28 protein-coding genes are annotated in these 26981 nt (G+C 43.3%); 16 read left to right on the top strand and 12 right to left on the bottom strand.

The genetic code is table 11. The features are described from left to right. The first annotated feature begins 3 nt into the window (after nucleotides 1-3). Both FKN08_RS06365 and FKN08_RS06360 read left to right on the top strand, forming a co-directional pair. Nucleotides 4-1575: a BCCT family transporter gene (locus FKN08_RS06365; protein WP_005394723.1), complete on the top strand. Its 1572-nt coding sequence runs from the start codon at nucleotides 4-6 to the stop codon at nucleotides 1573-1575. A 231-nt stretch (nucleotides 1576-1806) separates the two neighbouring features. Next, nucleotides 1807-3690 (top strand): methyl-accepting chemotaxis protein, encoded by a 1884-nt coding sequence (locus FKN08_RS06360; protein WP_012841645.1) that lies wholly within the window; start codon nucleotides 1807-1809, stop codon nucleotides 3688-3690. A gap of 70 nt (nucleotides 3691-3760) precedes the next feature. On the opposite strand, the gene FKN08_RS06355 is transcribed toward FKN08_RS06360, so the two are convergent. Both FKN08_RS06355 and FKN08_RS06350 read right to left on the bottom strand, forming a co-directional pair. Further along, nucleotides 3761-4480 carry a 3'-5' exonuclease gene (locus FKN08_RS06355; RefSeq protein WP_080955984.1) on the bottom strand — a complete coding sequence of 240 codons (720 nt, stop codon included), beginning with the start codon at nucleotides 4478-4480 and terminating at the stop codon, nucleotides 3761-3763. 8 nt (nucleotides 4481-4488) lie between these two features. Next, on the bottom strand, nucleotides 4489-6378 hold the full coding sequence (locus FKN08_RS06350; RefSeq protein WP_005396868.1) for a DUF294 nucleotidyltransferase-like domain-containing protein: 1890 nt from the start codon (nucleotides 6376-6378) through the stop codon (nucleotides 4489-4491). 318 nt (nucleotides 6379-6696) lie between these two features. On the opposite strand from FKN08_RS06350, the gene FKN08_RS06345 reads away from it, so the two are divergent. Further along, nucleotides 6697-7338 (top strand): outer membrane beta-barrel protein, encoded by a 642-nt coding sequence (locus tag FKN08_RS06345; protein ID WP_053808923.1) that lies wholly within the window; start codon nucleotides 6697-6699, stop codon nucleotides 7336-7338. 82 nt (nucleotides 7339-7420) lie between these two features. Here FKN08_RS06345 and FKN08_RS06340 read toward each other — a convergent pair whose 3' ends face one another. The 3 genes from FKN08_RS06340 to FKN08_RS06330 all read right to left on the bottom strand — a co-directional run bounded on the left by FKN08_RS06340 (nucleotide 7421) and on the right by FKN08_RS06330 (nucleotide 9718). Then, the gene (locus FKN08_RS06340; protein WP_012841647.1) at nucleotides 7421-8611 is read right to left on the bottom strand and encodes an amino acid aminotransferase; all 1191 of its coding nucleotides are present in this window, start codon (nucleotides 8609-8611) and stop codon (nucleotides 7421-7423) included. Nucleotides 8612-8942: 331 nt separating this feature from the next. After that, nucleotides 8943-9242, bottom strand: coding sequence for a hypothetical protein (locus FKN08_RS06335; protein WP_005396873.1), 300 nt, complete (start codon nucleotides 9240-9242; stop codon nucleotides 8943-8945). Between the two features lie 245 nt (nucleotides 9243-9487). Then, nucleotides 9488-9718 carry a hypothetical protein gene (locus tag FKN08_RS06330; RefSeq protein WP_005396877.1) on the bottom strand — a complete coding sequence of 77 codons (231 nt, stop codon included), beginning with the start codon at nucleotides 9716-9718 and terminating at the stop codon, nucleotides 9488-9490. Nucleotides 9719-9977: 259 nt separating this feature from the next. Here FKN08_RS06330 and FKN08_RS06325 point away from each other — a divergent pair, with 259 nt between their 5' ends. Together FKN08_RS06325 and FKN08_RS06320 are read left to right on the top strand one after the other, a co-directional pair. Next, complete coding sequence (locus FKN08_RS06325; RefSeq protein WP_170891590.1) at nucleotides 9978-11399, top strand: PLP-dependent aminotransferase family protein; 1422 nt, start codon at nucleotides 9978-9980, stop codon at nucleotides 11397-11399. 106 nt (nucleotides 11400-11505) lie between these two features. Continuing rightward, a complete protein-coding gene (locus FKN08_RS06320; RefSeq protein ID WP_012841649.1) occupies nucleotides 11506-11724 on the top strand; it encodes a hypothetical protein in 219 nt (72 codons plus the stop codon). A 101-nt stretch (nucleotides 11725-11825) separates the two neighbouring features. Here FKN08_RS06320 and asnS read toward each other — a convergent pair whose 3' ends face one another. Both asnS and FKN08_RS06310 read right to left on the bottom strand, forming a co-directional pair. Beyond that, entirely contained in the window at nucleotides 11826-13226 is a 1401-nt protein-coding gene (gene asnS / locus FKN08_RS06315; RefSeq protein ID WP_046876186.1) for an asparagine--tRNA ligase, read from the bottom strand. A gap of 188 nt (nucleotides 13227-13414) precedes the next feature. Further along, nucleotides 13415-15040: a methyl-accepting chemotaxis protein gene (locus FKN08_RS06310; protein WP_109169676.1), complete on the bottom strand. Its 1626-nt coding sequence runs from the start codon at nucleotides 15038-15040 to the stop codon at nucleotides 13415-13417. Nucleotides 15041-15529: 489 nt separating this feature from the next. Here FKN08_RS06310 and FKN08_RS06305 point away from each other — a divergent pair, with 489 nt between their 5' ends. Continuing rightward, complete coding sequence (locus tag FKN08_RS06305; protein ID WP_170891589.1) at nucleotides 15530-16690, top strand: site-specific integrase; 1161 nt, start codon at nucleotides 15530-15532, stop codon at nucleotides 16688-16690. A gap of 369 nt (nucleotides 16691-17059) precedes the next feature. Beyond that, nucleotides 17060-17272 (top strand): cold-shock protein, encoded by a 213-nt coding sequence (locus FKN08_RS06300; RefSeq protein WP_021822123.1) that lies wholly within the window; start codon nucleotides 17060-17062, stop codon nucleotides 17270-17272. A gap of 424 nt (nucleotides 17273-17696) precedes the next feature. Here FKN08_RS06300 and FKN08_RS06295 read toward each other — a convergent pair whose 3' ends face one another. The 5 genes from FKN08_RS06295 to FKN08_RS06275 all read right to left on the bottom strand — a co-directional run bounded on the left by FKN08_RS06295 (nucleotide 17697) and on the right by FKN08_RS06275 (nucleotide 21523). Beyond that, nucleotides 17697-17906: a hypothetical protein gene (locus tag FKN08_RS06295; RefSeq protein WP_170891588.1), complete on the bottom strand. Its 210-nt coding sequence runs from the start codon at nucleotides 17904-17906 to the stop codon at nucleotides 17697-17699. A gap of 202 nt (nucleotides 17907-18108) precedes the next feature. Then, nucleotides 18109-19233, bottom strand: a complete 1125-nt coding sequence (locus FKN08_RS06290) for a hypothetical protein (RefSeq protein WP_170891587.1) — start codon at nucleotides 19231-19233, stop codon at nucleotides 18109-18111. Nucleotides 19234-19298: 65 nt separating this feature from the next. Further along, on the bottom strand, nucleotides 19299-20123 hold the full coding sequence (locus FKN08_RS06285) for a DUF2303 family protein (RefSeq protein WP_170891586.1): 825 nt from the start codon (nucleotides 20121-20123) through the stop codon (nucleotides 19299-19301). 13 nt (nucleotides 20124-20136) lie between these two features. Further along, complete coding sequence (locus FKN08_RS06280; RefSeq protein ID WP_249373360.1) at nucleotides 20137-20565, bottom strand: hypothetical protein; 429 nt, start codon at nucleotides 20563-20565, stop codon at nucleotides 20137-20139. Nucleotides 20566-20887: 322 nt separating this feature from the next. Further along, complete coding sequence (locus FKN08_RS06275; protein ID WP_212762628.1) at nucleotides 20888-21523, bottom strand: helix-turn-helix transcriptional regulator; 636 nt, start codon at nucleotides 21521-21523, stop codon at nucleotides 20888-20890. A 292-nt stretch (nucleotides 21524-21815) separates the two neighbouring features. Between FKN08_RS06275 and FKN08_RS06270 the strand changes: the two genes are divergently transcribed. From FKN08_RS06270 to FKN08_RS06230, 9 genes are all read left to right on the top strand, one after another. Continuing rightward, nucleotides 21816-22130 carry a hypothetical protein gene (locus FKN08_RS06270; RefSeq protein ID WP_170891585.1) on the top strand — a complete coding sequence of 105 codons (315 nt, stop codon included), beginning with the start codon at nucleotides 21816-21818 and terminating at the stop codon, nucleotides 22128-22130. A 74-nt stretch (nucleotides 22131-22204) separates the two neighbouring features. Beyond that, on the top strand, nucleotides 22205-23164 hold the full coding sequence (locus FKN08_RS06265; protein WP_170891584.1) for a hypothetical protein: 960 nt from the start codon (nucleotides 22205-22207) through the stop codon (nucleotides 23162-23164). Further along, entirely contained in the window at nucleotides 23085-23594 is a 510-nt protein-coding gene (locus tag FKN08_RS06260; protein ID WP_170891583.1) for a hypothetical protein, read from the top strand. The genes FKN08_RS06265 and FKN08_RS06260 overlap by 80 nt, the downstream gene beginning before the upstream one ends. After that, nucleotides 23591-24400 carry a BRO family protein gene (locus FKN08_RS06255; protein ID WP_170891582.1) on the top strand — a complete coding sequence of 270 codons (810 nt, stop codon included), beginning with the start codon at nucleotides 23591-23593 and terminating at the stop codon, nucleotides 24398-24400. The genes FKN08_RS06260 and FKN08_RS06255 overlap by 4 nt, the downstream gene beginning before the upstream one ends. Before the next feature lie 13 nt (nucleotides 24401-24413). Then, the gene (locus FKN08_RS06250) at nucleotides 24414-24686 is read left to right on the top strand and encodes a hypothetical protein (RefSeq protein ID WP_170891581.1); all 273 of its coding nucleotides are present in this window, start codon (nucleotides 24414-24416) and stop codon (nucleotides 24684-24686) included. A 77-nt stretch (nucleotides 24687-24763) separates the two neighbouring features. After that, on the top strand, nucleotides 24764-25222 hold the full coding sequence (locus FKN08_RS06245) for a Ref family recombination enhancement nuclease (RefSeq protein WP_170891580.1): 459 nt from the start codon (nucleotides 24764-24766) through the stop codon (nucleotides 25220-25222). Nucleotides 25223-25291: 69 nt separating this feature from the next. Then, nucleotides 25292-25588, top strand: a complete 297-nt coding sequence (locus FKN08_RS06240) for a hypothetical protein (RefSeq protein WP_170891579.1) — start codon at nucleotides 25292-25294, stop codon at nucleotides 25586-25588. 242 nt (nucleotides 25589-25830) lie between these two features. Continuing rightward, complete coding sequence (locus FKN08_RS06235) at nucleotides 25831-26259, top strand: hypothetical protein (RefSeq protein ID WP_170891578.1); 429 nt, start codon at nucleotides 25831-25833, stop codon at nucleotides 26257-26259. Between the two features lie 104 nt (nucleotides 26260-26363). After that, the gene (locus FKN08_RS06230) at nucleotides 26364-26756 is read left to right on the top strand and encodes a hypothetical protein (RefSeq protein WP_170891577.1); all 393 of its coding nucleotides are present in this window, start codon (nucleotides 26364-26366) and stop codon (nucleotides 26754-26756) included. Nucleotides 26757-26981 lie beyond the last annotated feature (225 nt).

Genomic DNA, 26981 nt, shown 5'->3' with positions numbered 1-26981 from the left:
ACGATGACAAAGGGTATAGATAAGTACAGTATCGATAGTACCGACTATACGGTAGGTCAAGACAACGTTCAAAAATGGGGTTTTGATGTTCATAACCCAGTTTTTGGTATTAGTGCAGGTTTAATTGCGCTGTTTCTTGTCGCTGCATTAGTTCTAGATGCACATACCGCAAAGACGGCACTTGATGGGCTGAAATGGAAGATCATTGGTTCATTCGATTGGTTGTTCATTATTGCAGGTAATATTTTCGTTATTTTCTGTTTGGCACTTATCGTTTCGCCAATGGGTAAAATCCGCCTAGGTGGTAAAGACGCTGTTGCCGATTACTCGTTCATGTCATGGCTTGCAATGCTATTTGCGGCTGGTATGGGTATCGGTTTAATGTTTTGGAGTGTCGCAGAGCCTGTCGCTTACTTCACTGGTTGGTATGAGACGCCACTCGGTGTTGAAGCAAATACACCAGAAGCAGCGAGATTGGCGCTGGGTGCGACGATGTTCCACTGGGGTCTTCACCCATGGGCAATTTACGGTGTTGTAGCACTTTCTTTAGCATTCTTTGCCTACAACAAAGGATTACCGCTGTCTATGCGCTCGATCTTCTATCCGCTTCTGGGTGATCGCGCGTGGGGCTGGGCTGGTCATATCGTGGATATCTTGGCCGTTCTTGCGACCTTGTTTGGTCTTGCAACGTCACTGGGCTTAGGTGCACAACAAGCGGCAAGTGGGATTCATCACGTATTTGGTGTTGAGCCAGGCCTTGGCCTACAAATCGTCGTCATTACCGTTGTAACTTTGCTTGCTGTTGTTTCAGTCGTACGTGGTATTGATGGTGGCGTTAAAGTCATTAGTAACATCAACATGGTTGTGGCGTTCTTGCTACTGATTCTTGTTGGTCTTATCGGTTGGGCGGCGAGTTTAGGCTCGATTCCAACCACACTTATGGCATACGTAGAGAATATTATTCCGCTAAGTAACCCGTTTGGTCGTACAGATGAGGCATGGTTCCAAGGCTGGACAGTATTCTACTGGGCTTGGTGGATTTCATGGTCACCATTCGTAGGTATGTTCATTGCGCGTGTTTCTCGCGGTCGTACCGTTCGCGAATTCATTACAGCCGTTCTATTGGTTCCAACCGCTGTTACTGTTGTTTGGATGTCAGTATTTGGTGGTCTAGCGATCGAGCAAGTTGTTGATAAAGTAGGTGAGTTGGGCACGAATGGTTTGACTGACGTTTCACTTGCTATGTTCCAAATGTTCGATGTTCTTCCATTTGGTAGCATGCTTTCAATCATTGCTGTTGTGTTGGTACTTGTGTTCTTCATCACGTCTTCTGACTCTGGTTCACTTGTTATCGACAGCATCACAGCGGGCGGTAAAGTCGACGCTCCTGTACTTCAACGTGTTTTCTGGGCATTTATGGAAGGTGCAATTGCGGTTGCTCTACTGTGGATTGGTGGCTCAGAAGCAGTTCAAGCGCTTCAGGCAGGTGCAATTTCTACGGCACTACCGTTTACCTTCATTCTGCTTGCAATGTGTGTGAGCTTATTGATGGGTATGAGAACAGAACGTCAATAACTCAGGCATTTTATAAATCTGTCTGAGTAACAAGTAATCAAAAGGCCAGCATTTTTGCTGGCTTTTTTTGTGCGGTTTTTATGACGGTGAGACAAAAAAATGACACATGAAAGTTCATATTTTACAAAGAGTTAATGTGCTATTTTGTTTTTTAAAAATTAGTGAATAGTCGTGAAAAAGTGTGTAATATTCACACACCTTAACTGTTCTCCCAACTCAAAAACTATAAATATGAAATTATCATTAAAACAAAAGCTTATTGGCGCAAGCCTTTCTGCTGTTGTTGTGATGGCAACAGCACTTACTTGGTTGTCGGCTGGTCAATTATTTGATCAGACTCGTTCAGGTGTCTATTCACGTGCGCAAAGTCTAAGTACTACTGCGTCAGAAGGAATTTCTGATTGGGTCAATATCCGTAAAGATATTGCTACCGCATTCAACGACTACTCGACAGAGCAAGACGTTGTCCCTTTCCTACAACAAGCTCGCAAGGCTGGTGGCTTTGATGACATCTTCCTTGGTACACCAAACGGTGATATGTATCGCTCTCACCCTGAGCGTAACCGTGCTGATTACGACCCTCGTACTCGCCCTTGGTACAAAGATGCTAACGCCGCAGGTAAGCAGATCATCACAGCTGCATATCAAGATGCAATCACTAACGCGCTGCTTGTAACCATTGCTGAGCCAGTAATGAAAAATGGTCAGTTTGTTGGTGTTGTTGGTGCAGATGTACTGATCGATCAGCTCATCAGCGACGTGATTAACCTAGATGCAGGTGAAAATGCGCATGCGATGTTAATCGATATGAATGAAGGTACGTTCCTAGCGCATCCAGATAAAAGCTTAACGCTTAAGCCTATCACCAGTGTTCTAAAAGACTTTTCAGAAGAGGCAATCGAGCGCGCTGCAGATGAAGGTCGTATCGAAGATACGGTAATCAAAGGCAAAGAGAAGCTTTACTACTTTAATAAAGTACCTGGCACGCATTGGATGTTCGCGATTGAAATGGATCGCGCAACGGAAGAAGCAGGGCATGCGGTATTGTTACGTGACCTATTGATCACTGCAGTGATGATCACCATTGTGGTTATTCTTGCGGTATCTTGGTTAGTTGGTTTCTTGTTCCGTGACTTGAGCCGTGTATCAAATGCACTTGAGGAAATTGCATCTGGTGAAGGTGACTTAACGCAACGACTAGAACCACGCAGTGATGATGAAGTCGGTAAATTGGCTGAAAACTTCAACCGCTTTGTTGGCAACATGCACACGATGGTGACCAAGCTTAGCCACGTATCATCTGCGCTTTCAGAGCAAGCACGCACGACGGCACAGCAAGCTGAAGAGCGCAGTCAGCGTATCTCTTACCAGCAAGATGAGATCAACATGGTTGCGACGGCTGTGAACGAAATGGCAGCAGCGACACAAGAAATTGCAGGTAATGCAGATAGCACGGCAAGTAACTCAGAGGAAGCGGTTCAAGCTTGTTCACACGGTTCTAGCCAAGTGACTCAGACGCAAGGTTCTATCCAGAACTTGGCGCAAGAAGTTCAAGTCGCCACTGATGTGATTCAAGAGCTAGAAGCACACGGAAATAGCATCAATACGATTCTATCAACGATTCAAGGTATTGCTGAGCAAACTAACCTACTTGCACTTAACGCGGCAATTGAAGCGGCACGTGCAGGTGAACAAGGCCGTGGCTTTGCTGTGGTTGCGGATGAAGTTCGCGTATTGAGCCAACGCACTCATGCTTCAACGCAAGAGATTCAAGAAACTATCGAGATGCTACAGGGCACAACAGCGAAAGCGGTTGGCATCATGGGTGATAGCCGTCGTCTGGCTGACACCAGTGTTGATGATGCAAACGCGGCTGCAGCGAGCTTGACGCAAATCCATACTGCTGTTGAGCGCATCAGTGACATGGCAACGCAGATTGCATCGGCGGCAGAAGAGCAAGCATCGGTAACAACCGAGATCACGCGTAATACTGAAGGCATTCGTGACGTTTCTAACGAGCTGTCGGTAGAAGCTCATCAAGCAGCAGAACAAGCTGCCCACCTATCTGAGCTTTCACACGAATTAGAGCAAGAGATTCAACGCTTTAAGCTGTAATCGGATACCGACCTAAATAAAAAGGAGCCATTTGGCTCCTTTTTTGATCGCTTATTAATCTAGCAAGACGTTATAGCCAGAACTCACTGATCGGTTGCTCTTCGCTATAATGATGGGCGATTTGCGCTTGTAGCAGTTCTGCCGTAGCAATTGCATCGGTTAATGCATGGTGAGGGGTATAGTCTGGCAGACCATAACGGCGTCGAGATTGCGCTAGCCGAACCGATTCTGGCTTTTTCCCTTTTAAACGCTCCCAGAGTGAGCCAGAGCGTTTCTGTTGAATGGTTTCTTCAAGATGCAGCGTATCTATCACTGGAAACTCAATTCCTTCACCTAAACGGCTTTTGAGTGCTTTATCCAGAAATTCTCTCTCGATACGACGATAATGCACAACAATGATTTTTCCGCTTAAGCATGGTAGTAGCTCGCTTAGGATGTCACCCAAGTCAGGTGCATCAATCAATTCACTGTGAGTAATACCATGTATGATTACTGAGTCTTCATCGAGTGCTCGCTGCGGACGAACTTTCCAATGACGCGAATTGCGCAAAAAAATCCGTTTCAAGTTAAACGGCACTAAACCAATGGTAATGATGTCATGTTTTTCGGGGTTCAACCCCGTCGTTTCGAAATCTAGCGCGACGAACTCCACCTCAGACAGGGGGGTCTCTGGTGCCGGTGGTTTATTGCTATAAAACGCAATTAAATTCTCATCTTTAGCCATCTCCAACTTTTGTTCAAATTTCGTTGGCCACTGAATGGTTGGCTTCTGAAAGAGCTTTTTGATCATGTTCAACCTCACTTAAAGCTCTTATTCGCTTGGTAGCGGAACTTAAGGAAGTTCTGACCATTGCTTAGGATTTGGAAAGCATCTTTTAGGTTGCGACGTTCAAATTCAGAGAGATTTTCTGGTTCGATATTGTTATCTGGGTCAATGCCTAATTCCACGTCCGTCGCTTGGTGACGAATACGCACCATGGAAATAAACTCTAGTGCGTCTTTTAAGTCTTGTGCACGACCTTTTGGCAAAATGCCAGCATCAATGATGTCGTCGAGACGCTCAAACGAGTTCTGTGCGCGTGAGCCAACCGCCAGAGAGTGAACGCGAATTAAGTCGACCAGAGGAGCCGTACCACGACGTTTGAGGTTGATGGAGTTGTTGTGTCTGCCATCTTTCTCCATCACAAAGTCTTTAAAGAAGCCAAGTGGCGGCGTTCGGTTAAGTGCGTTGCGAGCCAGACAGGCTAAGAAGCGATTGTTTTTACGCGCACGACGAACAATAAAGCTGGTTAATTGTTCTGCCCATTTTAAGCGACCGTAAACGCCATCCAAATCGAAAAAGATGGACGCGTTGAGTAGCGCTTTCGGGTTCGGGTTATCAATCCAGTCAGCGAAGCACTCTTCCCACTCTGAACGAGTCATGCGCCATAATGGGTTGGTTGCCATAATATCGCCCGTACAATACTTGTAGCCACAGGCATCTAATCCATCACTGACGTATTTCGCTAAAGCTTCGAAGTACTTACCATGTTTCTCTTCTTGGTAGGTCTCATCTAGAATGATGGCGTTATCTTGGTCAGTTACCAACAGTTGCTCATCACGTCCCATTGAGCCAAGTGCAAGGAAACAATAAGGAATTGGTGGTGGGCCAAGCTCTTCTTCAGCCATTTCTAACAGACGCTGTTTGAAGCTTCGACCAATCACGGACATCGCACTGCCCACCATGTGTGAGTTGGCATCTTCGTTGACTAGGCGTACAAAGCTGCTTTTTACTTCTTCAGCAACAACTGCCAAATCTTCGATGGTCTGTTGTTGGAAAATGCTGCTCACCAATAAGAGCGAGTTTTGTGATTCATAACGAACAATGTCGGTTGTTTCGATAATACCAATAGGCAATTGGTTTTTAACCACAGGCAGATGGTGCACGTTGTAACGCAGCATCGTTAACATTGCTTCATAGATGTAGGCATTGTGATCAAGAGACATGACTTCAGTGGTCATCACACTTGATACATCGTCCTGTGGAGACAAGCCTTCGGCCAACACACGGGTACACAAGTCACGGTCAGTAATAATACCAAGTACCGGAGACTGTGGATCATCTTCGTCACGAACGAAATCTGGATCGACGATAAGTAGAGCAGATACGTTGTCATTCGCCATCTGCTGCGCGGCTTGTTGGATTGTCTGTCCTCGATCAATCGTATGAGCATCGCCAGTCAGCAAGGTTTTCACTTTCGATGTCGTCAGGTCATTGGCATCTTTGTTTTCTGAAATGGCTTGGCGTAAACGAGCACTATTTTCCACTTCGACAAAGTCTGCAAAGGAATCAAAGTTGTCGTATATTTCTTGGAAAACGTCACCAGGAATACAGTAGAGCAGAGTATCTTCAATGGCTTTTACCGGAAAGCGTACTTTGTTGTTGGTTAGCATTCCCATCTGGCCAAATAGGTCACCTTCATCAAGACGGTTATAAAGCTCTCCTTTGCGTCGATAAACTTCTACGACCCCGCTTCGCACCACGTAGAGATCTTGGATATAGTCTCCAAAATGGATGATTGGGGTATCTTCTCGGTAGTACGAGATCTCGACGCTCTCTGTCACCTTGTTTAGTGTTTCTTCAGGGAGTTCATTGAACGGGGGGTACTTGGCGAGAAAGTTATAAATCTCGAGAAGTTCTGCATCCATCGAAGGTGCCTTTTAGTTCGCAAATAATAAAGTAATCTTAACTTAGTTTTAAAACAGAGTCTTATCTGAACCGTGATTTTCGTACTCAGTCATAAGATTCTGACATATCGCACGATAAGGAATCGGCATTTCTACTACTATATAGTCACTTAAAAGGTGAGCGGACGTGGTCGACATATTTTGGGCCAATGCTTGATTTAGAGGCATAGCAGATTTCAAATCGTTACCGCGTCTGTAAACTAAGTTATTCTTGTTGAACTAAGCCACTCAAGGTGATTTTGGGGCGGTGTTTAAATAATTCTCATGAAAGGAAGTCGAATGGTGAGAAGTTTATTGCTTGCGTCTTTAGCTGCTTTGCCAGCAGCAACTAGCGCGGCGGTCATGGACCAAGCAGAAAAATTTGGGTATGAACACATTCACCTGGATGTGGGGGCCGGAACCACAAATGAAGAGTGGTTAGATAATTCGAACGCGACCACAATTGGGCTCGGTGGTAATTACTTATTTACTGAGAACTGGTTGTTTAATGTCGATTACTCGGCGCAGTTTTTCCATCCGGACGACTTTACTCTTCGCATTGACCGTTTGTTGTTTGGTGGTGGTTATCGTTATGGGATTACGGATCAATTCGATATCTACGGTAAATATGGAATAGGTGCAATCAAAGCGAAAGCGACGGACGACAAAACGGATAATACGTTATCTTCAGATAGTGAACTGCTTCAAGCCGTCACCATTGGGGTGAATTACTTATTCAGTGAAAAACTTATTGCGACGGCCGAGGTGGAAGTTAACCGCAGTGATATCGTCGATGAGAACAATTTTAAGATAGGTTTTAACTACCAATGGCATGATGTTATTGGTACTGGTCTTTTTTATCAGTTTAGAGATACCGATTACAGCGGTGAGAGCTCTGATTATGTCAATGAAGTGGGGCTGAGTTTGAAGTTTGTCTACTAGCGGACAGGTTCATTTATTGGCAATAAATAAAAAAGGTCAGCTTATGCTGACCTTTCCTTTTAATAAAGTATGCGACTATCGATTATAAAACCGCTGCAATGCCTTTACATAGAGGACCCATATTTGACTTCGTCATACCAGCAACACTGATTCGGCCTGAACCGACGATGTAAATACCGAACTCTTCTTTCAGACGGTTTACTTGCTCTTTAGATAGGCCAGAGAAAGAGAACATACCATTTTGACGTTCGATGAAGCTAAAGTCTGCGTCCACACCTTCTGATTTTAGTGTCGCTACAAATAGTTCACGCATCTCTTGGATACGGTCACGCATTTCTGCTACTTCAGCTTCCCATTCCGCACGCATTTCGGCATTGCCAAGAATGTGAGTCACGACCGCGCTGCCGTGCGCTGGTGGGTTAGAGTAGATAGAGCGAATAATGGCTTTAACTTGCGAGAATGCGGTTGTTGCGACTTCTTCTGATTCCGCTACTAACGTGAAGGCACCAACGCGTTCGTTGTATAGGCCAAAGTTTTTCGAGAAAGAGCTCGCGACTAGGATTTCTTTGTTGTACTTAGCAAAAGTACGAAGACCCGCCGCATCCTCTTCCACACCTTTAGCAAAGCCTTGGTATGCGAAGTCAAATAGAGGAAGCAATTTCTTCTCTGCGACTAGTTTCGCCAATGTTTCCCATTCTTCAGCAGTTGGGTCGATACCTGTAGGGTTGTGGCAGCAGCCGTGTAGAAGCACGATGTCACCTTCAGATGCAGATTGCAGATCGTTTAGCATTGCATCGAAGTCTTTGTCTTTTGTTTCAGCGTTGTAGTAGCTGTATTGTGCCGTTTCGATACCAGCGGCAGTAAATACGCCGTTGTGGTTTGCCCAAGTTGGATTGCTGATCCAGATTTTTACATCGCCAAGTTGGCGTTTAATGAACTCACCAGCAACACGTAATGCACCAGTACCACCTGGAGCTTGAGCTGTTTTAGCGCGTTTTTCGTTTACAATTTCTGCATCAGAGCCGAAAAGCAGTTTTTGTACTGCAATGCCGTACTCAGCTGTGCCTTCGATAGTTAGGTAAGATTTGGTTTTTTCAGTTTCAACAAGTGCTGCTTCAGCTTTCTTTACTGTTGCAAGAACGGGGGTTTCGCCTTGCTCGTTTTTGTAAATACCTACGCCAAGGTTAATTTTGTCTGCGCGAGTATCTTTTTTAAACTCTTCAGTAAGGCCAAGAATAGGGTCAGCCGGAGCGGCAACTACTTTTTCAAACATAATCTTCATCCATGTTAATCGAAGGGGTGTGCTAACATTTATACCTTTCAGCAATATTGGTTACAACCGTTACTGAAAAGAAAACCTAAAAAAGTTGCGATTTGAAACAGAATTCTAACATAACTAAAGTTTTTGCCATGAAAACGTTTGGTAGGTACAGAGTTTGAAGGGGATTTATACCATGGTTGATGAAGTTTTGTTCACGTACCAATCGTTTGACTTGAGTGCTTTGCATTAGTGATTTACGTGGAGTGGCGGTTACTAGTTGAGACAAAAACGCCCCACTAAAGGTGGAGCGTTTGCTTGTAAGAAGTATAGATGTCGGCTGATGTTATTTCTTCAGATCGATTTCAGACTCAACCGCATTGGTTTCGATGTCTGGGTTAGAAGAAAGCTTCTCAGTCGCCCAGTCGTTCATATGCTTTAAGATTGCTTTTAACGCGTGCTTCTCTGTTGGGACTTCCGCTTTTTCGACTTCAAGCTTTTGTTTCGGGTGTGTGCCCGTCGCATCTTCCGCTACGTGTAGCCAATCTGGGTGCCAATAATAAGGTTGGCCGGAAGGTGAACTCCAAGAATGTACGCCGTTGGATTCACCTTTGTATTTAATGTCTTCTTCGTTGTATTTCGCCATTATTGTTTTCTCTCATAATCCATGAGTTGAGGTGTGCATCACCATTACTATCTAAATGTAACAGATGTAATGAAAATTAATGTGATAACTATCGACTTATTTTGTCATTCGATAGCTACAGACGATGCGTACTTCTCATTCAGAAGAATTTACTATTCGGCAGGTTTTGGCTTTATTTGCGTTTAAAGCACACGGCGATGGATTCGCCTGCCTAACGCTATTCTTGAACGGTGATAGAGCCTAAGCTACTCGTCATTCAAGTGTTTGAGAATCGCCGCTTTTGCATGCTCTTCTGTCGCTGCTTCTCCGTCAGGGACTTCAAGATCAGCCTTTTTGTGTTCACCCAAAGCATCTTCAGCGATATGCAACCAATCAGGATGCCAGTAATAAGGGGTTGTGCCGCCAGGATGGTCCCAGCTATGTACACCTTTATGTTTTCCGCGATAAGAGAGATCGTCCATTGTAAATACTTTCATCGCTTCCTCCCGACTTAAAAGATAGATGTCTAAGTGGACTTAACACTCTCAGCTCTGTGGAATGCCTTGCTTTTCGGACAAGGCAAAGATTTAAGACCACTCGGACGTATCAGTAAAAGTATGGAACATAAATTCTCACTTCGTCGTCGAAATTGCTATTAACAAGCTTGATAAATTACGTTGCTAAATTGACTACTGCCATATCAGAATGCTGGCGCGAAGTATGCTATGGTGCAGCTGCAAGTGAAATGAGGGATGCATGAATCGATACCGTCAATTGGCCGAATTGTTTAAGGCACAAATTCAGCAAGATACTTGGAGAGCAGGGGAGAAGCTGCCTTCAATACGCGTCACCAGCCGCAATCATTCCGTAAGTGCAGGTACGGTATTACAAGCCTATCAATTGCTAGAGGCGCAAGGCTGGGTGATAGCAAAGCCTCAATCTGGTTACTATGTGACTGCCGACCTTGAACGTCTCACGAATACGAATGGAATTAAAAGCAACAATACACCATGCACCAAGTTGAATGATGAGTTATATTCGTTTTTGAAGCACCAAGCAACATCGGATGTTGTTCATTTAGGCTCGGCGTTTCCGGATCCGTGTTTGTTTCCTTTAGAGTCGCTTAACCGTAATTTGGCCAGCTCGGGACGAAAAATGGGGCCGGATAAGTTGCTAGACAACCTACCTCCTGGTGCCGAGTCGTTAAGGCGACTCGTCGCTCAGAGGTATATTCATCATGGGATATCACTAACCCATGATGATGTGGTTATTACTTCCGGTGCGCTAGAAGCATTGAACTTGAGTTTGCAAGCGGTCACCCGACCAGGTGATACCGTCGTTGTCGAATCCCCAACGTTTTATGGTGCACTTCAAGCGGTAGAACGATTAGGGCTCAAGGCTATAGAAATTAGTGTCGATGATGAGAGTGGGCATTCGCTTGAACAAATCGAAGCAGCCTTTGCCAATGAAGACGTTCGGGCTTGTTGGTTAATGACGAACTATCATAATCCAACCGGGGCTTCTTTGTCTGATGAACACAAACGATACATTGTTGAGTTAGCCAATCAATATGATGTGTATCTCATCGAAGACGATGTGTACTCTGAGCTGTATTTTTCTGACAAAAGGCCGAACTCATTAAAGAGCTTTGATGAGCAAGAGCGTGTCCTTCATTGTGGTTCTTTTTCTAAGAGTTTATGCCCTGGATACCGCTTGGGTTGGGTGGTGAATAAGCGTTTTAACGAGACTATTCAAAAGCTCCAGTTAATATCGACATTATCTGGGAGTGCCCCTATTCAGCAGGGGGTTGCACATTACTTACAAAACGACAGTTACGACAACCACCTGAGAAAGCTGCGTAAGACACTGCAACAACGTCAAGCTGACTTCGTGGATTTACTTGTAAAGCACCTACCTAAAGAGGTTACCTATCTACGTCCTGATGGTGGTTACTTTCTTTGGCTGAAATTGCCAGATGGAATATCAAGTAAAGCGGTATATCAGGCACTATTGTCTGAGCAGGTTACCGTCGCTTATGGCAAACTCTTTTCGATAAGTGATCAATACGAAAACTATTTAAGACTGAATACATCGCTTCCTTTAGAAACGAGTTTGGAACGTGCTATCAAAAGGTTAGGTGATTTGCTTCGCGAATTACTCAGAATTGAAACTCATTAAACTGCTTAGTGTTTTTTTGCTCCAACTGTATCAGCGCCATTTTTGAAAATTATGCTTCAATCATTATTCAGGTCGACAGACCTTGGACGATTAAGCAGGATTTAAGATGAAAAAGCAGTTGGTTAAACATGAGTTAAGGTTAATCGCCGTTGCTATTTTTAGTGCGTTTTTACTGGTATTTGCGCATCTCATTTTGGCGAAGTCTTTCTCTCATATGGCATGGACAGAGTACACCGCGGCCGTGATCCCTTTCGTAATGTTTGGCTTATGTATTGTGGGCGTAAAGTATGCTGAAAAAGCGGACAGAGATAAGGAAGAAGACTAACTCAAGCTTGAGTTACTTAGCAGATGGTATTGACGGTTGAGCACAAAATAAAAGACCTCCACTAGGGAGGTCTTTTCTAATTCTGTCTCACTAAAAAGTGATTAGAAGTTCGCAGAGCGAGGCGTACGTGGGAATGGAATCACGTCACGAACGTTGCCCATGCCTGTTACGTAAGATACTAGACGCTCAAAGCCTAGACCAAAGCCTGCGTGTGGCACTGTGCCGTAACGACGCAAGTCGCGGTACCAGCTCATGTGCTCAGGGTCGATACCCATTTCGCGCATACGTGCATCCAGTACGTCTAGACGCTCTTCACGCTGAGAACCACCGATGATTTCACCGATGCCAGGTGCTAGAACGTCCATTGCCGCTACCGTCTTACCATCATCGTTCATACGCATGTAGAATGCTTTGATGTCTTTCGGGTAGTTCTTAACGATTACCGGCGCTTTGAAGTGCTCTTCCGCTAGGAAACGCTCGTGCTCAGATGACATATCGATACCCCACTCAACTGGGAATTCGAACTCACGGCCAGAATCCAGCAGGATTTGGATCGCGTCAGTGTAGTCAACTTGTGCGAAGTCAGAAGAAACAAAGTTCTCTAGACGGCTAACGGCTTCTTTGTCGATGCGCTGAGCAAAGAACTCAAGGTCATCGCGACGCTCTTCAAGTACTGCTTTGAATACGTACTTAAGCATGTCTTCAGCCAGTTTCGCAACGTCGTCCAGTTCTGCAAACGCAACTTCAGGCTCAACCATCCAGAACTCTGCTAGGTGGCGGCTTGTGTTTGAGTTTTCAGCACGGAAAGTAGGGCCGAAAGTGTAAACCTTACTTAGTGCACAAGCGTAAGCTTCCGCGTTTAGCTGACCAGATACCGTAAGGAAAGTTTCTTTACCGAAGAAGTCTTCGTTGTAGTCTACTTTGCCAGCGTCTGTACGAGGTAGGTTTTCCATGTCTAGCGTAGAAACGCGGAACATTTCACCAGCGCCTTCAGCATCTGAGGCAGTGATCAACGGCGCAGATACCCAGAAGTAACCTTGCTCGTGGTAGAAGCGGTGGATCGCTTGAGATAGGCAGTTGCGTACACGAGCTACCGCACCGATTACGTTTGTGCGCGGACGTAGGTGCGCAACTTCACGTAGGTACTCGATAGAGTGACGAGTTTTTGCCATCGGGTAAGTTTCAGCGTCTTCAACCCAACCAACCACTTTAACGCCAGTGGCAGCAAGTTCGAAGTCTTGGCCCTTTGCAGGAGATTCAACAATCTTACCAGTTACTTCAACAGAGCAGCCAGTCGTTAGCTTTAGTACTTCGTCTTCGTAATTATTAAGATTATTTGGGACCACGGCCTGAATCGGGTCGAAACAAGAGCCGTCATATATGGCAAGGAAAGAGATTCCAGCTTTGGAATCACGACGTGAACGGATCCAGCCACGAACAGTCACTTCGCTGTCTACTGCTAGCTGACCTTTCAATACGTCTGATACAGGCGCGTAAGTCATGTTTTCAATATTCTCCATTGAGGTAAAAATTCAACCCAACACTTATTAAAGTGCTTGTCTAATAACATTTTTGTTCAAAAAACAAGCTAAGTGCTGAGTTGGGTAGCATTTTACAGATTCAACGAGACATATTACCTGTCAATTCGCTCGCATCAACCTTTATATTCATTTTGATGGGGAGAATCTCTCTATTTATTCACTCTTTGATGCTCTGAAAGTGTGAATTGGTTAAGTAATTGCTCTAAACGTTCGGATAGATGCTCTAAATCAACACTAATATCACGCGTGTGCGATGCTGATTGCGATGTGTCGTCAGCATGCAGTGTGATCACATCAATTTTGGATTGAATACGCTGACTGACGTCGGATGTAGTTTGCGTCTGGCTTTGAATGTTTTCCGCATGTTTCAGAACTTGATGCATTTCATCGACAACGTTATGCATCGTGACTGAAAGTGTCTCGACATCGACTGAACGTTGGTGAGCAAACTGGCAGACAGTATCCACAGAGGCTAAGGACTCTTCACTCCCTTGCTGGAATTGAGAAATGATATGCTCAATGTTGCCCGTGGCTTCGGCGGTCCGAGAAGCTAGGTTACGCACTTCCTCCGCGACGACGGCAAAACCGCGTCCTTGCTCTCCGGCTCGGGCGGCTTCAATTGCAGCATTCAACGCGAGTAGGTTGGTTTGTTCTGCAATGCCTTTAATGACCCCAAGAATGGACGACACTTCTTCGGTTCTTTGGTTTAACGAACTGATTTTCTCCCGCACGCCGTCAATATTGCTCACCAAGTGTTTGATGTCTTCGCTCACGCTGTGTGCTTGGCTTGCGCTGTGAGTGGCAACATCAACGGTATGGTTGACTAGAGCTGTGGCGTTATTGGTCGAGTCTTCAACGGCGGTTTGTTGTTGCAACATGTCGGTGATGTTGCTTTGTACATCACTGGTTTCCAATTGTTGATTATTGGCCGCTTTGTCTGTTGATTGTGCAACATCCGTTAACTGACTGGCTGAATTGGCAAGAGAGTGGGAGGTGTCTTGTACACGCTCTAAACTCTCAGATACCGTGTCCATAAACGAATTAATCGCGGTAGAAAGTTGGCCTACCTCATCTTTTTGGTGATGAACAAGTCGTTGAGATAGATCTTTACTATGGCTCACATTCGCCATGAATTGCGACGTTTTTTGTATTGGGCGAACAATGATCTTGCGAATCAAACTCATCGTTATAATAAAACCAACAAACGCAATAACGGCCATTATTCCCATCGCAAACATTGCCTGTTTATTGATCATTGAATTGACGTGGTTCATGTTGTATTCCAAACGAATCGCGCCCAATACTTCGCCTTCTGGTGCTACATGGCAAGAAACGCAGTTGGTGCCACGATAATTTTCGCTTGATTTCATTGGTAGCGCGACAACCAGTCCGTTCCCCCAATCGGCTGAAATTGGCTCAATGACCAGTTCGCCATTTAAAGCTCGTTGGTCAATATCATCGACCGGTTGTTGGTTTGCTTGTCCTGGTCCGTAAAGCTTGGTTACGGTATCGGCCCGTAACACGCGAACTTCTTCAATCCCTTCTTGAGCGAGTGCTTTTTTTCGCAAAGTTTCTTTTTGCGACATGGTGCCTGTTAGCATCATCATGTTTAGGCTATCGAAGTAATTACTAGCCTTATCATGAAGCTGTTCACTGAGAACATCATTGATTAAGGTTTTTTGTTGATGGTATTGATAAGCCGTAGAGGCAGCCAGAACACAGCTGAAGACGGCAATTAACGCGAGCAAGAGCTTAAAAGTGATAGTTGAGCGCATAAATTTATTAGTGTAATTGGAACGAACTGCACAATCTTAATGTGCACAAATGCACACTGCGATCAACGAAATGAATGATTGTGACCCCACTCATGTTGGGGATATGTAATTGTGATGTGAGTGCTGTGTAATCAAATGTTTGGCGCATGACAGAAATACGACGTTCAGGACAAAGGTTTAATTATTTTCGCTGAGAACAAACGGCGTTTTGCTACGCTTGTATTGAGTAGCACTTGTCTGTTGGCAGTGAATTCCTTAGTATTGCGTGTCTTTTTAAAGCCTGAGAATCAAGATGAAAACAGAATTGTACAAAGGGAATATGTTTTAATTTCAACGGCTTTCTAGTAGCTTCGGAAATCTACATCGTTTATCATGTGAGGCCAATAAATACGGGGCTTGCGAGCTTCATGGCGTTTCTTCATGTAACATGAGGAAAATGCCCGAAGAAACGTAATGTGTGTATATATTGTGTATATGACAAGGTAGATTATGACCATTACCGAACGGGCTTTAAAGTCCAAAAATAACTTCCCAACAGACAAACCACACCAAGATTTAGCCGACGGCGGTGGCCTACTTGCGCGCTTTTATAAGAGCGGAAAAATTAGCTTTTGTTATCGCTTCCGCTGGCAGGGTAAACAAGCAATTTTAACAATCGGCACTTATCCTCAAGTTTCTTTAAAAGAGGCTAGGGATATCCACCGAGAAGCCAAAAAGATGCTTGAGCAAGGTTTAGATCCACGAAACCACAAAGCCAAAAAGAAAATCTCAACTGTTCAAGAGTGTATTGAGTTTTGGATTAAGGAAGAATTGATCCCAAGACGCAAATATCCAAAGCTAATTATCAACGCGCTAAATACACACATAATTAGCAAGATTGGCTCTAATGAATGGGAACAGATGAAAACTGTTGATTGGATCAACGTGATTAAGACCATTGAAGGAAAAACTGTTCCGGTTCGATTGCTGACAGAATTAAAGCAGTGTGCCAAATACCTAATGGCTGTAGACATTATTGACGAGAACAAGCTGATCAATATACAAAGTCGCTTTGTTGGTACACCGTCTAAGCCAAGGGATAGGGTTTTATCATTCAAAGAACTCAAGCAAATTTACGACTATTGCCGTTCTGGTAAATACCCTCCTGAGTTTGCGGCAGCTTGTTTAATTCTCATGTTTACCGGAGCGCGTAGCGGAGAACTGAGAACGGCTAAGAAAGTAAACATCGACCTGAAAGATAGAACTTGGAAAGTGCCACCAGAAAATAGCAAGAACGGGCGTTTAATCGTTCGTCCAATTCCAGATTTCTTGTTTGGTTACTTTGAGTTTTTATACAACCTTCACCCAAACTCCGAGAACTTAATTATCTCGAATCGGGGTAGGGAGTTAGGAGTACAAGGTTTTCAAAGTCGTTTTAGACCGTTACAAGCGGCATTAGCGTTGCCAAGCTGGTCGCCACACGTATTTAGACATACTTTAGCCACACACTTCGGTGATTTGAAAATTGAGCCTTATATCGCTGAGAAGATGCTAGGACATGAAATGGCTGGTGAAATGAAAACCTACAACAAAGGCCAGTATCTAAGTCAACAGCTAGACGCTATGAGAGTCTATCACGACGCTGTAGTTAACTATAAAGAGAGTAATTAATTTAGAACCCTTTTGCGTAAAAATACGGGTGTTAGCACTGAACCTAGAACCCATGAATGTAAGATTGCGAGTGCTAGTTGCATAAAGTGATTGATGCTTAATGGTTTTTTGTTATTTTATGTTTATTTTTTCTCTATATTGAAAAATAAAGCTTTACATTTAATACGGAACTAGTGATACTGAAATTGCTCTGTTGTAGTTCAGAGTTATTAAATGAAAAATAAAGTTTTAAGTTAAGCCCTCAGAATTCCTTCATTGTTATCCTCAGAGTTTCCCTCTCTAGCTTCATTATAAACATTAAATAATTCAAGATTTCAGTGCTTCTCTCGCAAGTTACGCGTAAATTATATTTAAAATAAGGGACAACATATGTCTAATAATAAAACTGGTTCTGTAAAATGGTTTAACGATAGTAAAGGTTTCGGATTTTTGACACCAGATGATGGTAGTGCTGATGTATTCGTTCACTTTAACTCTATTGTTTCAGAAGGCTTTAAAACTCTAGCCGAGGGCCAAAAGGTTAACTTTAAAGTAGAGCAAGGCCAGAAAGGTTTGCAAGCTGCAAATGTAGTTGTTGCATAAAATTATTTGTAGAGGTGTATTCACACCTCTACTACTCTCATCTCCTCTAAACTCATACAATTTATTTATTACTTAAAGAACATAAAATATCTCTATTTAAATTAAAGTATTAAAATAAATTATAACTAAGACTAAGAAAAATATGCCTACATTCAATATAAAATATATAAACGAAAGTAATAGTACTTTACGCATGGAAACTGTTTTTATGCGTGGATTAAAAGGTGCAAAAATATCAGCATCCTCCTGCGCTCCATTTTGTACAAATAGAATTGAGCTTCGAGACCTTATTGGTACATTGTTAGCCCACAAAGAGGGCGGGATCTGGGTGAATGCTGTAAAAGCTTAATCCAAATTAAGTACAATACAATATCATTCGCTATAGCTTTGTCGCTCTCCTTATATAACAGCAAGTTAGAAGATGTTATAAAAAGTCGTAACCTTGAATTTCCTCCCACCTTAAGACATCTTCCGTTTTCCAAATGAGTCTCGGTGAAGAGATTACAGGTTCAGGAAATCCCTTTGTTTTACGCCAGTTGTATAGGCCACGTTTTGTGAAGTTTTCACCATTGCGCATTGCAAAAGGACGATATCTAACAAGCAATTGTTCAATACTAATTAATTTTTCTTCCACTTTTTTAACTCCTCATATTGAAGCTGAATTTCCGTTCAGTATGGTTTTGTGAGTCCAAACTCATCAAAATTAAACTTGGTGCCGATTGGTTGCGAATACATCCCAACTATTTATTGGTTTTGTGAAGCGCCGCTTTTCATTGAACCGCTAGTCCTTTTTGAGCTGAATTGCCAAGGCGGATCGGCATAAATCACACCGTATCTCACTTGCGACGAACCTCGTTTACTTGCTCTTTCGTCCAGTTCTCGCGTTCCCAAGGTTGAACGATCTGTTCGTCAATTGCTGCTCGGATTCTTGACGCACTTGCTTCGCTAATGCCCTTAACTGATTTTGCTAGTTGCTCATCGGTTGGGTGCATGACGCTGTAAACAGAGAAATAATTCGCATCGTTCAGAAGTTTTAATTCTCGATCGGTGATTATGCCATCGTAAACAGATTCAAGTGTGACTTCTTTGAAGTGTTCCACACGCGCAATTAGATGCTGGTGGCTAACTTCAGCAGCGTTTGTGTAAATTTCTTGAAGGTCTGTATATAGCTCTGTAGGAATACGACCTTCAAACTCGTGTACCGTAGGAATAAGAGGAATCAGCCAGTCAGAAACACTTACCACACAACAAATAGCCCAATTTGAACGCAATTCAATATGGAAGTTTAAGTCACGAATTACGCTTAGGTTTCTAACCAGTGGCTTGAATGCAAGAGGGTAGCCATAACGGTAGATAAATAGCTCTAAACCGTCTTTGCCAACGTATGGCTTTTCTACGTCCCCATCAATGAAATGCAATCGAGCTTTGTACTCTTCGCATAGGTGCGTTGCTTCTAATGCTGCTTCGCTTAGTTGAGTAACTTCCTTTTTCAAGCGAATATTTTCTTTGCGGTAGTCGCTTGATTCTTTCTTTAAGCGGTTGATTGTATTTAATCGTTCGTCAGCAGTAGCGCGTGATTTAGCTAGGCGTTGCTTCAAAGCGTCTGGATTCATTTCACGGTAACGCTTAACTTCTTCTCTTATTGCAGGAAGATCAGCCGTTCTTGATTTTAGTAAGTTAAATTCGCTGCGTAATTTGTTGAGCTTGTCTAGGTGGTCTAGTTCAATTGCTTCGTTTTCTTTGGTCAGCTCAATAACTTTTAGTTCAAGTGTGTCACGTTCAGACTCAGCCTTTTCAATTCGATCAATTAGTTCGTTGTACTGATCAGTTTCGTAGTTTAGAGAGTCAGAAACTAATTGTGCTTGGGTTTCAACAAGAGAAAGGACGTTACCAAGTTGATTTTGAACCATGTTTAGAAGGTGATTAACAGCAACATCTACAGGTTGGATTTGGTCGGTCATTAGTCTACCTTGTGAATAAAACTAATCTGATTTGGTTCCCTCGTGAGTGAGGGAACCATTACTCATTAGTAAGTTCCGATGTAAGTCGGCATTACTACAGATTGGTTTGCGAACTCTTCTTTAACGACTTCAAGGAACTTCTCAGCCATTTTCTCTTGAAGTTCTTCCATGCGTTTAATGCGTAGGATTAAAAGTTCGTTTCGAATTACTGATAGTCGTAACTCAAAGCGGAAATCACCTAAACCAGAGTATGGTTCGCAAGTGAAGACAAATGCCGTAGGTAGCACAAGATCTTCACGAGTTTTAGTCGCAATACGTTCGTATTCGCTTTGTGATTGAGAGAAATCATTAACTTGTCGGTTTGAGCCGCGAGTGTGTTCAAAATCAAGTTCACGAACAGCCGCAATTGCTTTAAACATTTCAATTTGTTCGCCGTTGAAATCAAACGCTGAAACGTAGTCTTTCCAATCTTCCAAGAACTCAGCCATATCGCATTGTTCCAGGCGTTCGCCGTCGATGTTTAGCAACGCTTTAAATGGCGCAGTGCGTTTTAGTGACACTGAAGCCTTGTGAATTTGATGACCAGCTTTATCGTTTGTACCAACGTCAAAGATTGTTTTAGCTTTCATTGAATCAGCATCAATAAAAGTCTTTGAGCCTTCTAGCTGGTGGTCTTTTGCGTACTTCGCGAACTCAATGATCGAGATTGTATTAAACTCGCCACGCAAGTTATTGCGGTGTTCTTGGTAAGGTTCCAAATCTTTTAAGGAACAATTGTCAGGCACTAGAATCAGTTGTGAAAGTGTATTTTTAGCTTCAATCGCTTTAATAAAATCAGGAACGCTACCCTTATTTATAAGTTCTTGAATTGATTCTTTAGTAAATGACATTTCTCTTTACTCCCTAGTATTTGCCAACGCTTAGCTTGTTAATACCTGCCGGTATTTCTAGCTGGTTGTGGACGCCAACGGCTGGGCGGTCATAAGTCAACTTGCCACCGAAGCCAGCAAATGCCACAGTTTCATATTTGAGGTCTTCGACTTTTGAGCCGTAATTTACTTTCGGTTCTTTAACCGTGATCGCCGTGGTTACATTCATAATCGACGGGTCGGTTTTAGATGCTGGTGAAAGTTTTAGCTTTAAGATGATCTCGCCAGCTTTACCGGAGTTAGAGACGGCCAGTGCCACGTTGGATGTGGCTAAACCAAGAACCTTAGCAATCGAGCCAGCTTCAACATGCTCGATAAATTCAGGGAAGTTAGTCACACGTTCCATTTGAGGGTCTTTTTGGGCTGCTCCTTCGCCAGTCACTTTCGCTTCGTCAATAGTCATGTTTACTCACTTGTCTTTTGTGATACTATGACTGCGTTGTAGCGGTTTGGTCGCCGCTTCAGCACGGTCATACCATTAAATGGTCTGGTCATACCTTGTGAATAAAGCCGCTCAGAAATGGGCGGTTTTATTTTTGTCTTAATGTTTCCGTTCGATGCCAATATTATCTAATCGATGAAAAATTTGGAAGTGATTGAGAATGTGTAAAACTGAAATCATTGTTTTCGTTTCTTATAAGATGAGATTTTAGGTAAAAAAAACCCTCGCATAGCGAGGGGAGTCTTTCTAAAAGCTGATTTTTGGTGATATCTATTACTAAAAATTAGAATATCGCATATGCAGCGAATGTGCCAATTAATTTCTGACCAGTAATTTCCACGAGGCGTAACTCAATTGGCAACTCTTCATTCACGGACTTTAAAAACTGCCTACCATGAGCTGACTGGTACTCCATTATCTCTACGTTGTTACCCGTATTAGCGACAACAAGCTGGCCTGATACTGGGGTTTTCTCGGTGTCAAAGTAAAAGTACCCACCAGCAGGGTAGTTTTTGATTTGGTCGTTCACTTTTATCACGAATTGACTTTTGGAGTTTCCACTTGGGCATGGAAATCTTTGAGTGTATTCGGGAACACCCGTTTTTAGAAAGTCTTCAGGTTCTACATCCACGAACGAATTCAAAGTAACTAATGGTGCACCTAGTTCGATACGTGAAAGCTCTTTGTATTCATCAGCTGTTGGTGAGCCTTCACCAGTCGCTAACCACTCAAGACGGCAATCAAGGGCATCTGCTAGCCTGATTGCAGAATCAAGCATGATACTTTTTTCTGGATTCAATTTGATGTTGGTTAATACCGCCCGACTGACACCTGATTTCTTTGCCAAGTCGATGCTTTTGGTTATGTTCAAATCCCTTTTTCTCTGCTCGATGTTTCGAGCAAGCACGGACAAAGACATAATGCCCCCTGTTTGTTATATGAGTGTTTCGCTTGTATATGCATGTGAAATTCACACACCAAGTATAAACCAATTCTTTTTTTTGGTCGATTATTGGTCTGTATTTTTTTATTTGACAACTAATAGGTTTTCGATCAATGATATTTGTCATCGAATGTTGAACGACACTCAACGGTAGATAACCTAAAAGTGTGTTTTGGTGAGCGTGGGAGCTATTCCCTATCAGCCACCCACTTGTGGCGCTAATAGCTCAGTGTCGCCACGCTCAACCAAAGCACATTGAGAGGTAATCATGAACATTCCTGAAAATCGCTTTTTCGTTCTAAACAACATGGCCGTCGTTCCAACGATGATTTTTAAGCGTGGTTTGACGCTTGAAGAGTTAGGAGCTTACTGCGTTTTGAGCGCGACCAGTTTCAACTGGTGGAAAGAGGTCGATGAACTCAGCAATGCATTGGGAGTGCCAGTCGAGAAACTTGAATCACTCAGACAAGCGTTAGTTGAAAAGTGTGGTTTGACCGAACCTAAAGACGATTACGATGAAGAAGAACAGGCTGAACGCGCAAGTTCTATCTACAAAGACATTCAAACAAATAGTGAATTTTAAGTAAAAAAAACCGCCGTGTAAGACGGCGGCCGTTAAGTTTGCACAAAATGTTAGTGCTGTAACGAGGTAATTATATGGCACAACCTAATAAGAACGCAACGATCAAGCGTAAACGTACGAGCCACAACTTCACAATGATTTGCAACGAGGTTTATGCAGACCATTGTTTGAGTTTTCAAGCTATGGGATTGCTTAGTTACTTGTTGTCAAAACCTGATGATTGGGAAGTTAAAGTGTCCCACTTAGAGAAAGTAACCACAGGAACCGCTAAGAAAACGGGGCGTGATGGTGTCTACGTAATATTAAAAGAACTTATTGAGCGTGGTTTTTGTCTTCGCCACAAAGAGGCTGATGGTTCAACTTGGTACGAAGTGAGTGACTATCCAAAAAGCCTAATCCGTGAAAGCCGTATTACGGAAAAGCCAGATCCGGCTAATACGACACTACTAAATACTGATCTTAAACTAAATACTGATCTAAATACTTCGTCCGAATCTGACGATTCAGACCAATTGCTTTCTGATGCGTTTGAAATTTTCTGGACTGCCGGAATGAGAAAGGTAGGGAAGATTCAAGCATTCAAAGAATTTAAACGAGCTATCAAGCGCCTAAAGGCTGAACCTTACGAGTTTGCACGAACGCTCGCTGAAGACGTAAAACGACGCAATGCAGCGCGGCAGCAAGGTTTTGATCGCTTACATCCAGAACGTTACATCAAATATGAACGCTGGACAGATGAATTGCTCAACGATACGAATCTAAGAGGTATCGACAATGGACAGAAACTTGAAATCAATGGAATCGGTTATGGCGAGAATGCCGATCAGTCAATCTTCCCTGAATGGTTACGGATTTACCCAAACCAATCACCAGCAATCAAATTTGCACGAGTACAACAGCAGCGCCAATGGCTTGAATCCCAAATTAATAGCCCTATGGGACACGCTGACGGAAATGTATGGCAAGAAATGGGTAACGATGAATGGCGCGGTGATTACTACGGCATGGGGAAACTTCCTTTCGACCCTGCATGACTTGCAACTTAACCGGATACTAGCGATCTGCTTTGACCGACTATCCAACGGCAACTGTTTCCCTCCATCGCTTGGTGAGCTGATGACTCAGATTAACCAACGAACCGAAGCGGAATACCGCGAAGCCTATGACCGATTTTTGAATCGTGCACCAATGGGGAGAGCCGAGAAATGGGTAGCACAAAATTGCGATTGGGATTTGAAACGAGCAAGAGCTGGTGGAGAGTTAGAACTTTTCATCAAGTATCTACGGGACGCAGACGCTAAAGAACGAGCTGGGCGTCTGAGACTTGCAGAGGAAGAGCTAAAAGCGCTACCAGTACACAGTCGAGTTTCTTTAATTGATAAGGTTCGAGAAGAGTATCGACGTTCAGGAGAACGACACGAGTTTTCTAACCGAATTGACCAACTAAGGGCAATGAAACGATGAACATAACCAAATTCAACAAACCTATTTTTGGGGATCTGACCGTCATCATTGATATGGATAACGACCCTTGGTTTATCGGGAACGAGGTCGGCGCAATGCTTGGCCTTGTGAACGCTCGTGATGCGGTTAATCGGTATGTTTCAGAACAAGACAAGAAGCCGCTAAAGCAGTTAATGGCCAAATTCCCACCGTCGAGCTGCTCGACGTTAGAGTTAAATCAAAGACTTACGGTCATAAACGAGGCTGGTATGTATGATTTGATTCTTTCCAGCCAAGCACCAAAAGGTAAGCCGTTCCAGCGTTGGCTCACCCACGAAGTGTTACCAAACATTCGAAAGCATGGTTCATATTCATTGACTGAACAGCCTCAAACAAGCGCGGAATGGTTACTTGAGCAAGCAAAGGCTCTAGTAGAACAGGAGAAGCAGACCAAACAGGCCATTGAGACGGCCAACGACGCTCATAGACGGATTGACGAGTTAGAACGCAATTTTATTCCGGCTGGATATGCGATTGTTTCCGGTTTGGGTATTCACTACGGGTTATCCAATCAAAAGGCTAAAGAGCTAGTGGAAGCTTATGACATTCCAACTAGACCAATCACAGTGAACAGCGGGACGTTCCCCATTGTTACTAAAATGGTGCGCATTGAAGACTTTAAAGCCGCGCTCAAGAAAGAAATTCAACTTCTCTCACTATCAGATACCGGCTTGTGGTTCGCAGGCGGACAGATAGGGCGATTTGCGGCCAAAGGGCGAGTTTTAGAACTATTCAAAAAATACCAAGAGACATTAGCAGTTATTTAGGGGAACGCATCAGATGAGTAATCCGAACCAAGTATTAACCTACTATCTGATCACTTATCACTACTGCGAAAAAAGCGTGTTTACGAAAGCAGGCTATCAGCAAGTCGCTTTAAACCAGAGAATGAAGCCTTACTCAACTAAGAAAATAATGGCCGCGATAGCCGATCACTTAAGAGTTGACGCAGATACGTTACTGCCTATCAACATTCAGGAGCTTGGTTCCTATCCAAGAGCCATGATTGAAGATCTAAAAGAACAAGCCGAGGCGTTAACAGTGACGATTTAGAGTATCGCTTTTGAGTTAGAGCGTTGCATTCAGTGAATGCAGCGCTTTTTTTGTGCGTAGAAAACAGGAGAAGAGCAATGAAAGGTCGCAAACCAACAAAGGCAGAACAGATCTATGTACAGGCCGTGATTCAACGTTGTGGCTGTATAGCTTGCGATAAGCTTGGTCACCCGAATGATTGGCCTGAACCGTTGGAATACGTTGAGTTTCATCATTCGAGTGAGAAAGGTGCGGTTAAGCCACTAGCTCACTTTTTTGGTTATGGCCTTTGTCCCGTTCACCATCGAGGCGCAACTGGCTGTAACCCGATACCAGAAGGCGAACCAGTACGACACGATCCGCTAGGTAGTCGCAAGCAATTATTCTTCAACAAGGTTGGTACAGACTTAGAACTGGTGGAATATGCTTGGTCTAAATTGCCATTAGAAGCGCTCGATCAGATTGGAGAGCTTACGGGAATATGGAGCTTTGAAGAGTTGGTGCGAGAAGATACGAAGAAACGTAACATTCTTGAAAACATAAATTCCAATATTTAGGTTTGTTTGTGTAATTATCGAACGAATACAATTATTCATGTTCAATGAATGTTGCGAGATGTGATTCACATGACCAAAAACAAAATTTCACCGAGAGATGAAATTGCGGCTATAGGATTTAACGCAGCTATTCGTCTCCTTTCTATCCATAGACATTGCTCAGAGCAAGATGTCGTTGAGTACCTAGCGTTTGAGCTAGATCGCGCAATTCCACAAATTGAGCATTACCGACTAGTAGGGCTAAGTATTCACTTAGTTCCTAAAGTCATCGAGATAATGCGACAAAACAAAATCCCATTTGGTCGCCACCAGCTAGCGCCAACAAAAGAGATTGTTGCTATGGCACAATGGCGTAACACAAAGTGACGCAAGGTATTACCAGACAAAACACAGGGGAAAATAGGCTTGAGTGTTGTTTTGTTTGGATTCGTGATCTTCTCTGTTGGTCACGCTCTTTTTATGATTTCGGTGTTGTCGTTCTATGATTCTATGAATCAAAAGTTAACAAACAAAGCATCGGCCATGATTTTTTTAATTGGAACGCTGCTTATGACAAGCGGCTTTCTTCTTAGCCCTTTGTGGCTAATTCAACAAATAGGTATGAACCAATGACCGACCAAGAAATGCTAAACAGCAAAACACGACCAGAATTAATGAATTTTCTTGAAGAGTTCGTGAAAGGAGAGGGCTTTAAGATTGCTTTAACCGTTAATCCAGAGATTCAGGATGATGAACGAGTAGATTTAGATATTAAACACGAGCAGTTTCCTACGATTAACAATAACCTCGCTGATTACATCGGCTCAGAGTTGAACGAAGCGATAAAAGAGATCATTTCTCAAATTCTTCCAAAGGTAACGGCTATTGCTCTTGCAAAGATGGCAGGTGTGGATTTGAGTAGCGTGAAACTTACAGAGTGTGATTGTGAAGATTGCCAATGCAAGGATTCTGAACACCACAATGAAAGCGACGAATCAAAAGACGACAGAGCAGAAAAGATCCGAATTACTTCAAGCCCGTCAAATCGTATTCACTGATGCGAAACGCTTAAACCTTGATGAGTTTATGATCCGGCTAGCCAAGCTAGTCGGTTCGTACAAGTCTGTCACTATCTACGAGAACAACGAGGAAATATCCAGCTATGACACGCGAGATTGTACTGTCAACGCAAGAACAGCTACTAGCAGAGGGGATTCTTTCGAAATCAAGAGCACTACTGAAACAGATGGAAGCCAACACGTTGCAACCTGTTAGCGTTAGTGAGCTTTGTTCCTTAGCAGCGGCTAAAGCCTTGGCTCTTCTACATGACCATGAGGATGTATCGAGCATCGTTATGGAAAACATTTCTTTTGGTATCGCTAACTCGAATTACTACTTACTCCGAACCAAGCAACAAGAAAACCAAATCAAAGAACTACAAGAAGAAGTAGCCCGACTCAGTAAGTTGCTTGAAGAGTCCGACCAGATAACTGTTATGGACGCAGTTGCACCGGAAGGAGCCAAATTAGGCGAAGCTAATAAACAAGGCTGCTAAGGAGAAAGTAGTGAATACCATTGACGCAGCGACCATTGTTTCCAAGACGTACTTGGTTTTCATGATCCAGAATTTGCAAGTGCTTACGTCCAACTAGCCTACAGCGACCAATCGGAACTTGACGCCCTATGGTTTGACTTAAATTGCGACTCAATGAAAACCATTCTGATGTATCCAGATTGCCCTAAATTCTCGGAAGCTTGCGAATACGTTATGGAGCTTGGT

Source organism: Vibrio sp. 1-2 (7-a) (assembly GCF_013048515.1).
Lineage (GTDB): Bacteria > Pseudomonadota > Gammaproteobacteria > Enterobacterales > Vibrionaceae > Vibrio > Vibrio diabolicus.
This window is presented reverse-complemented; position numbering and strand designations above follow the sequence as displayed.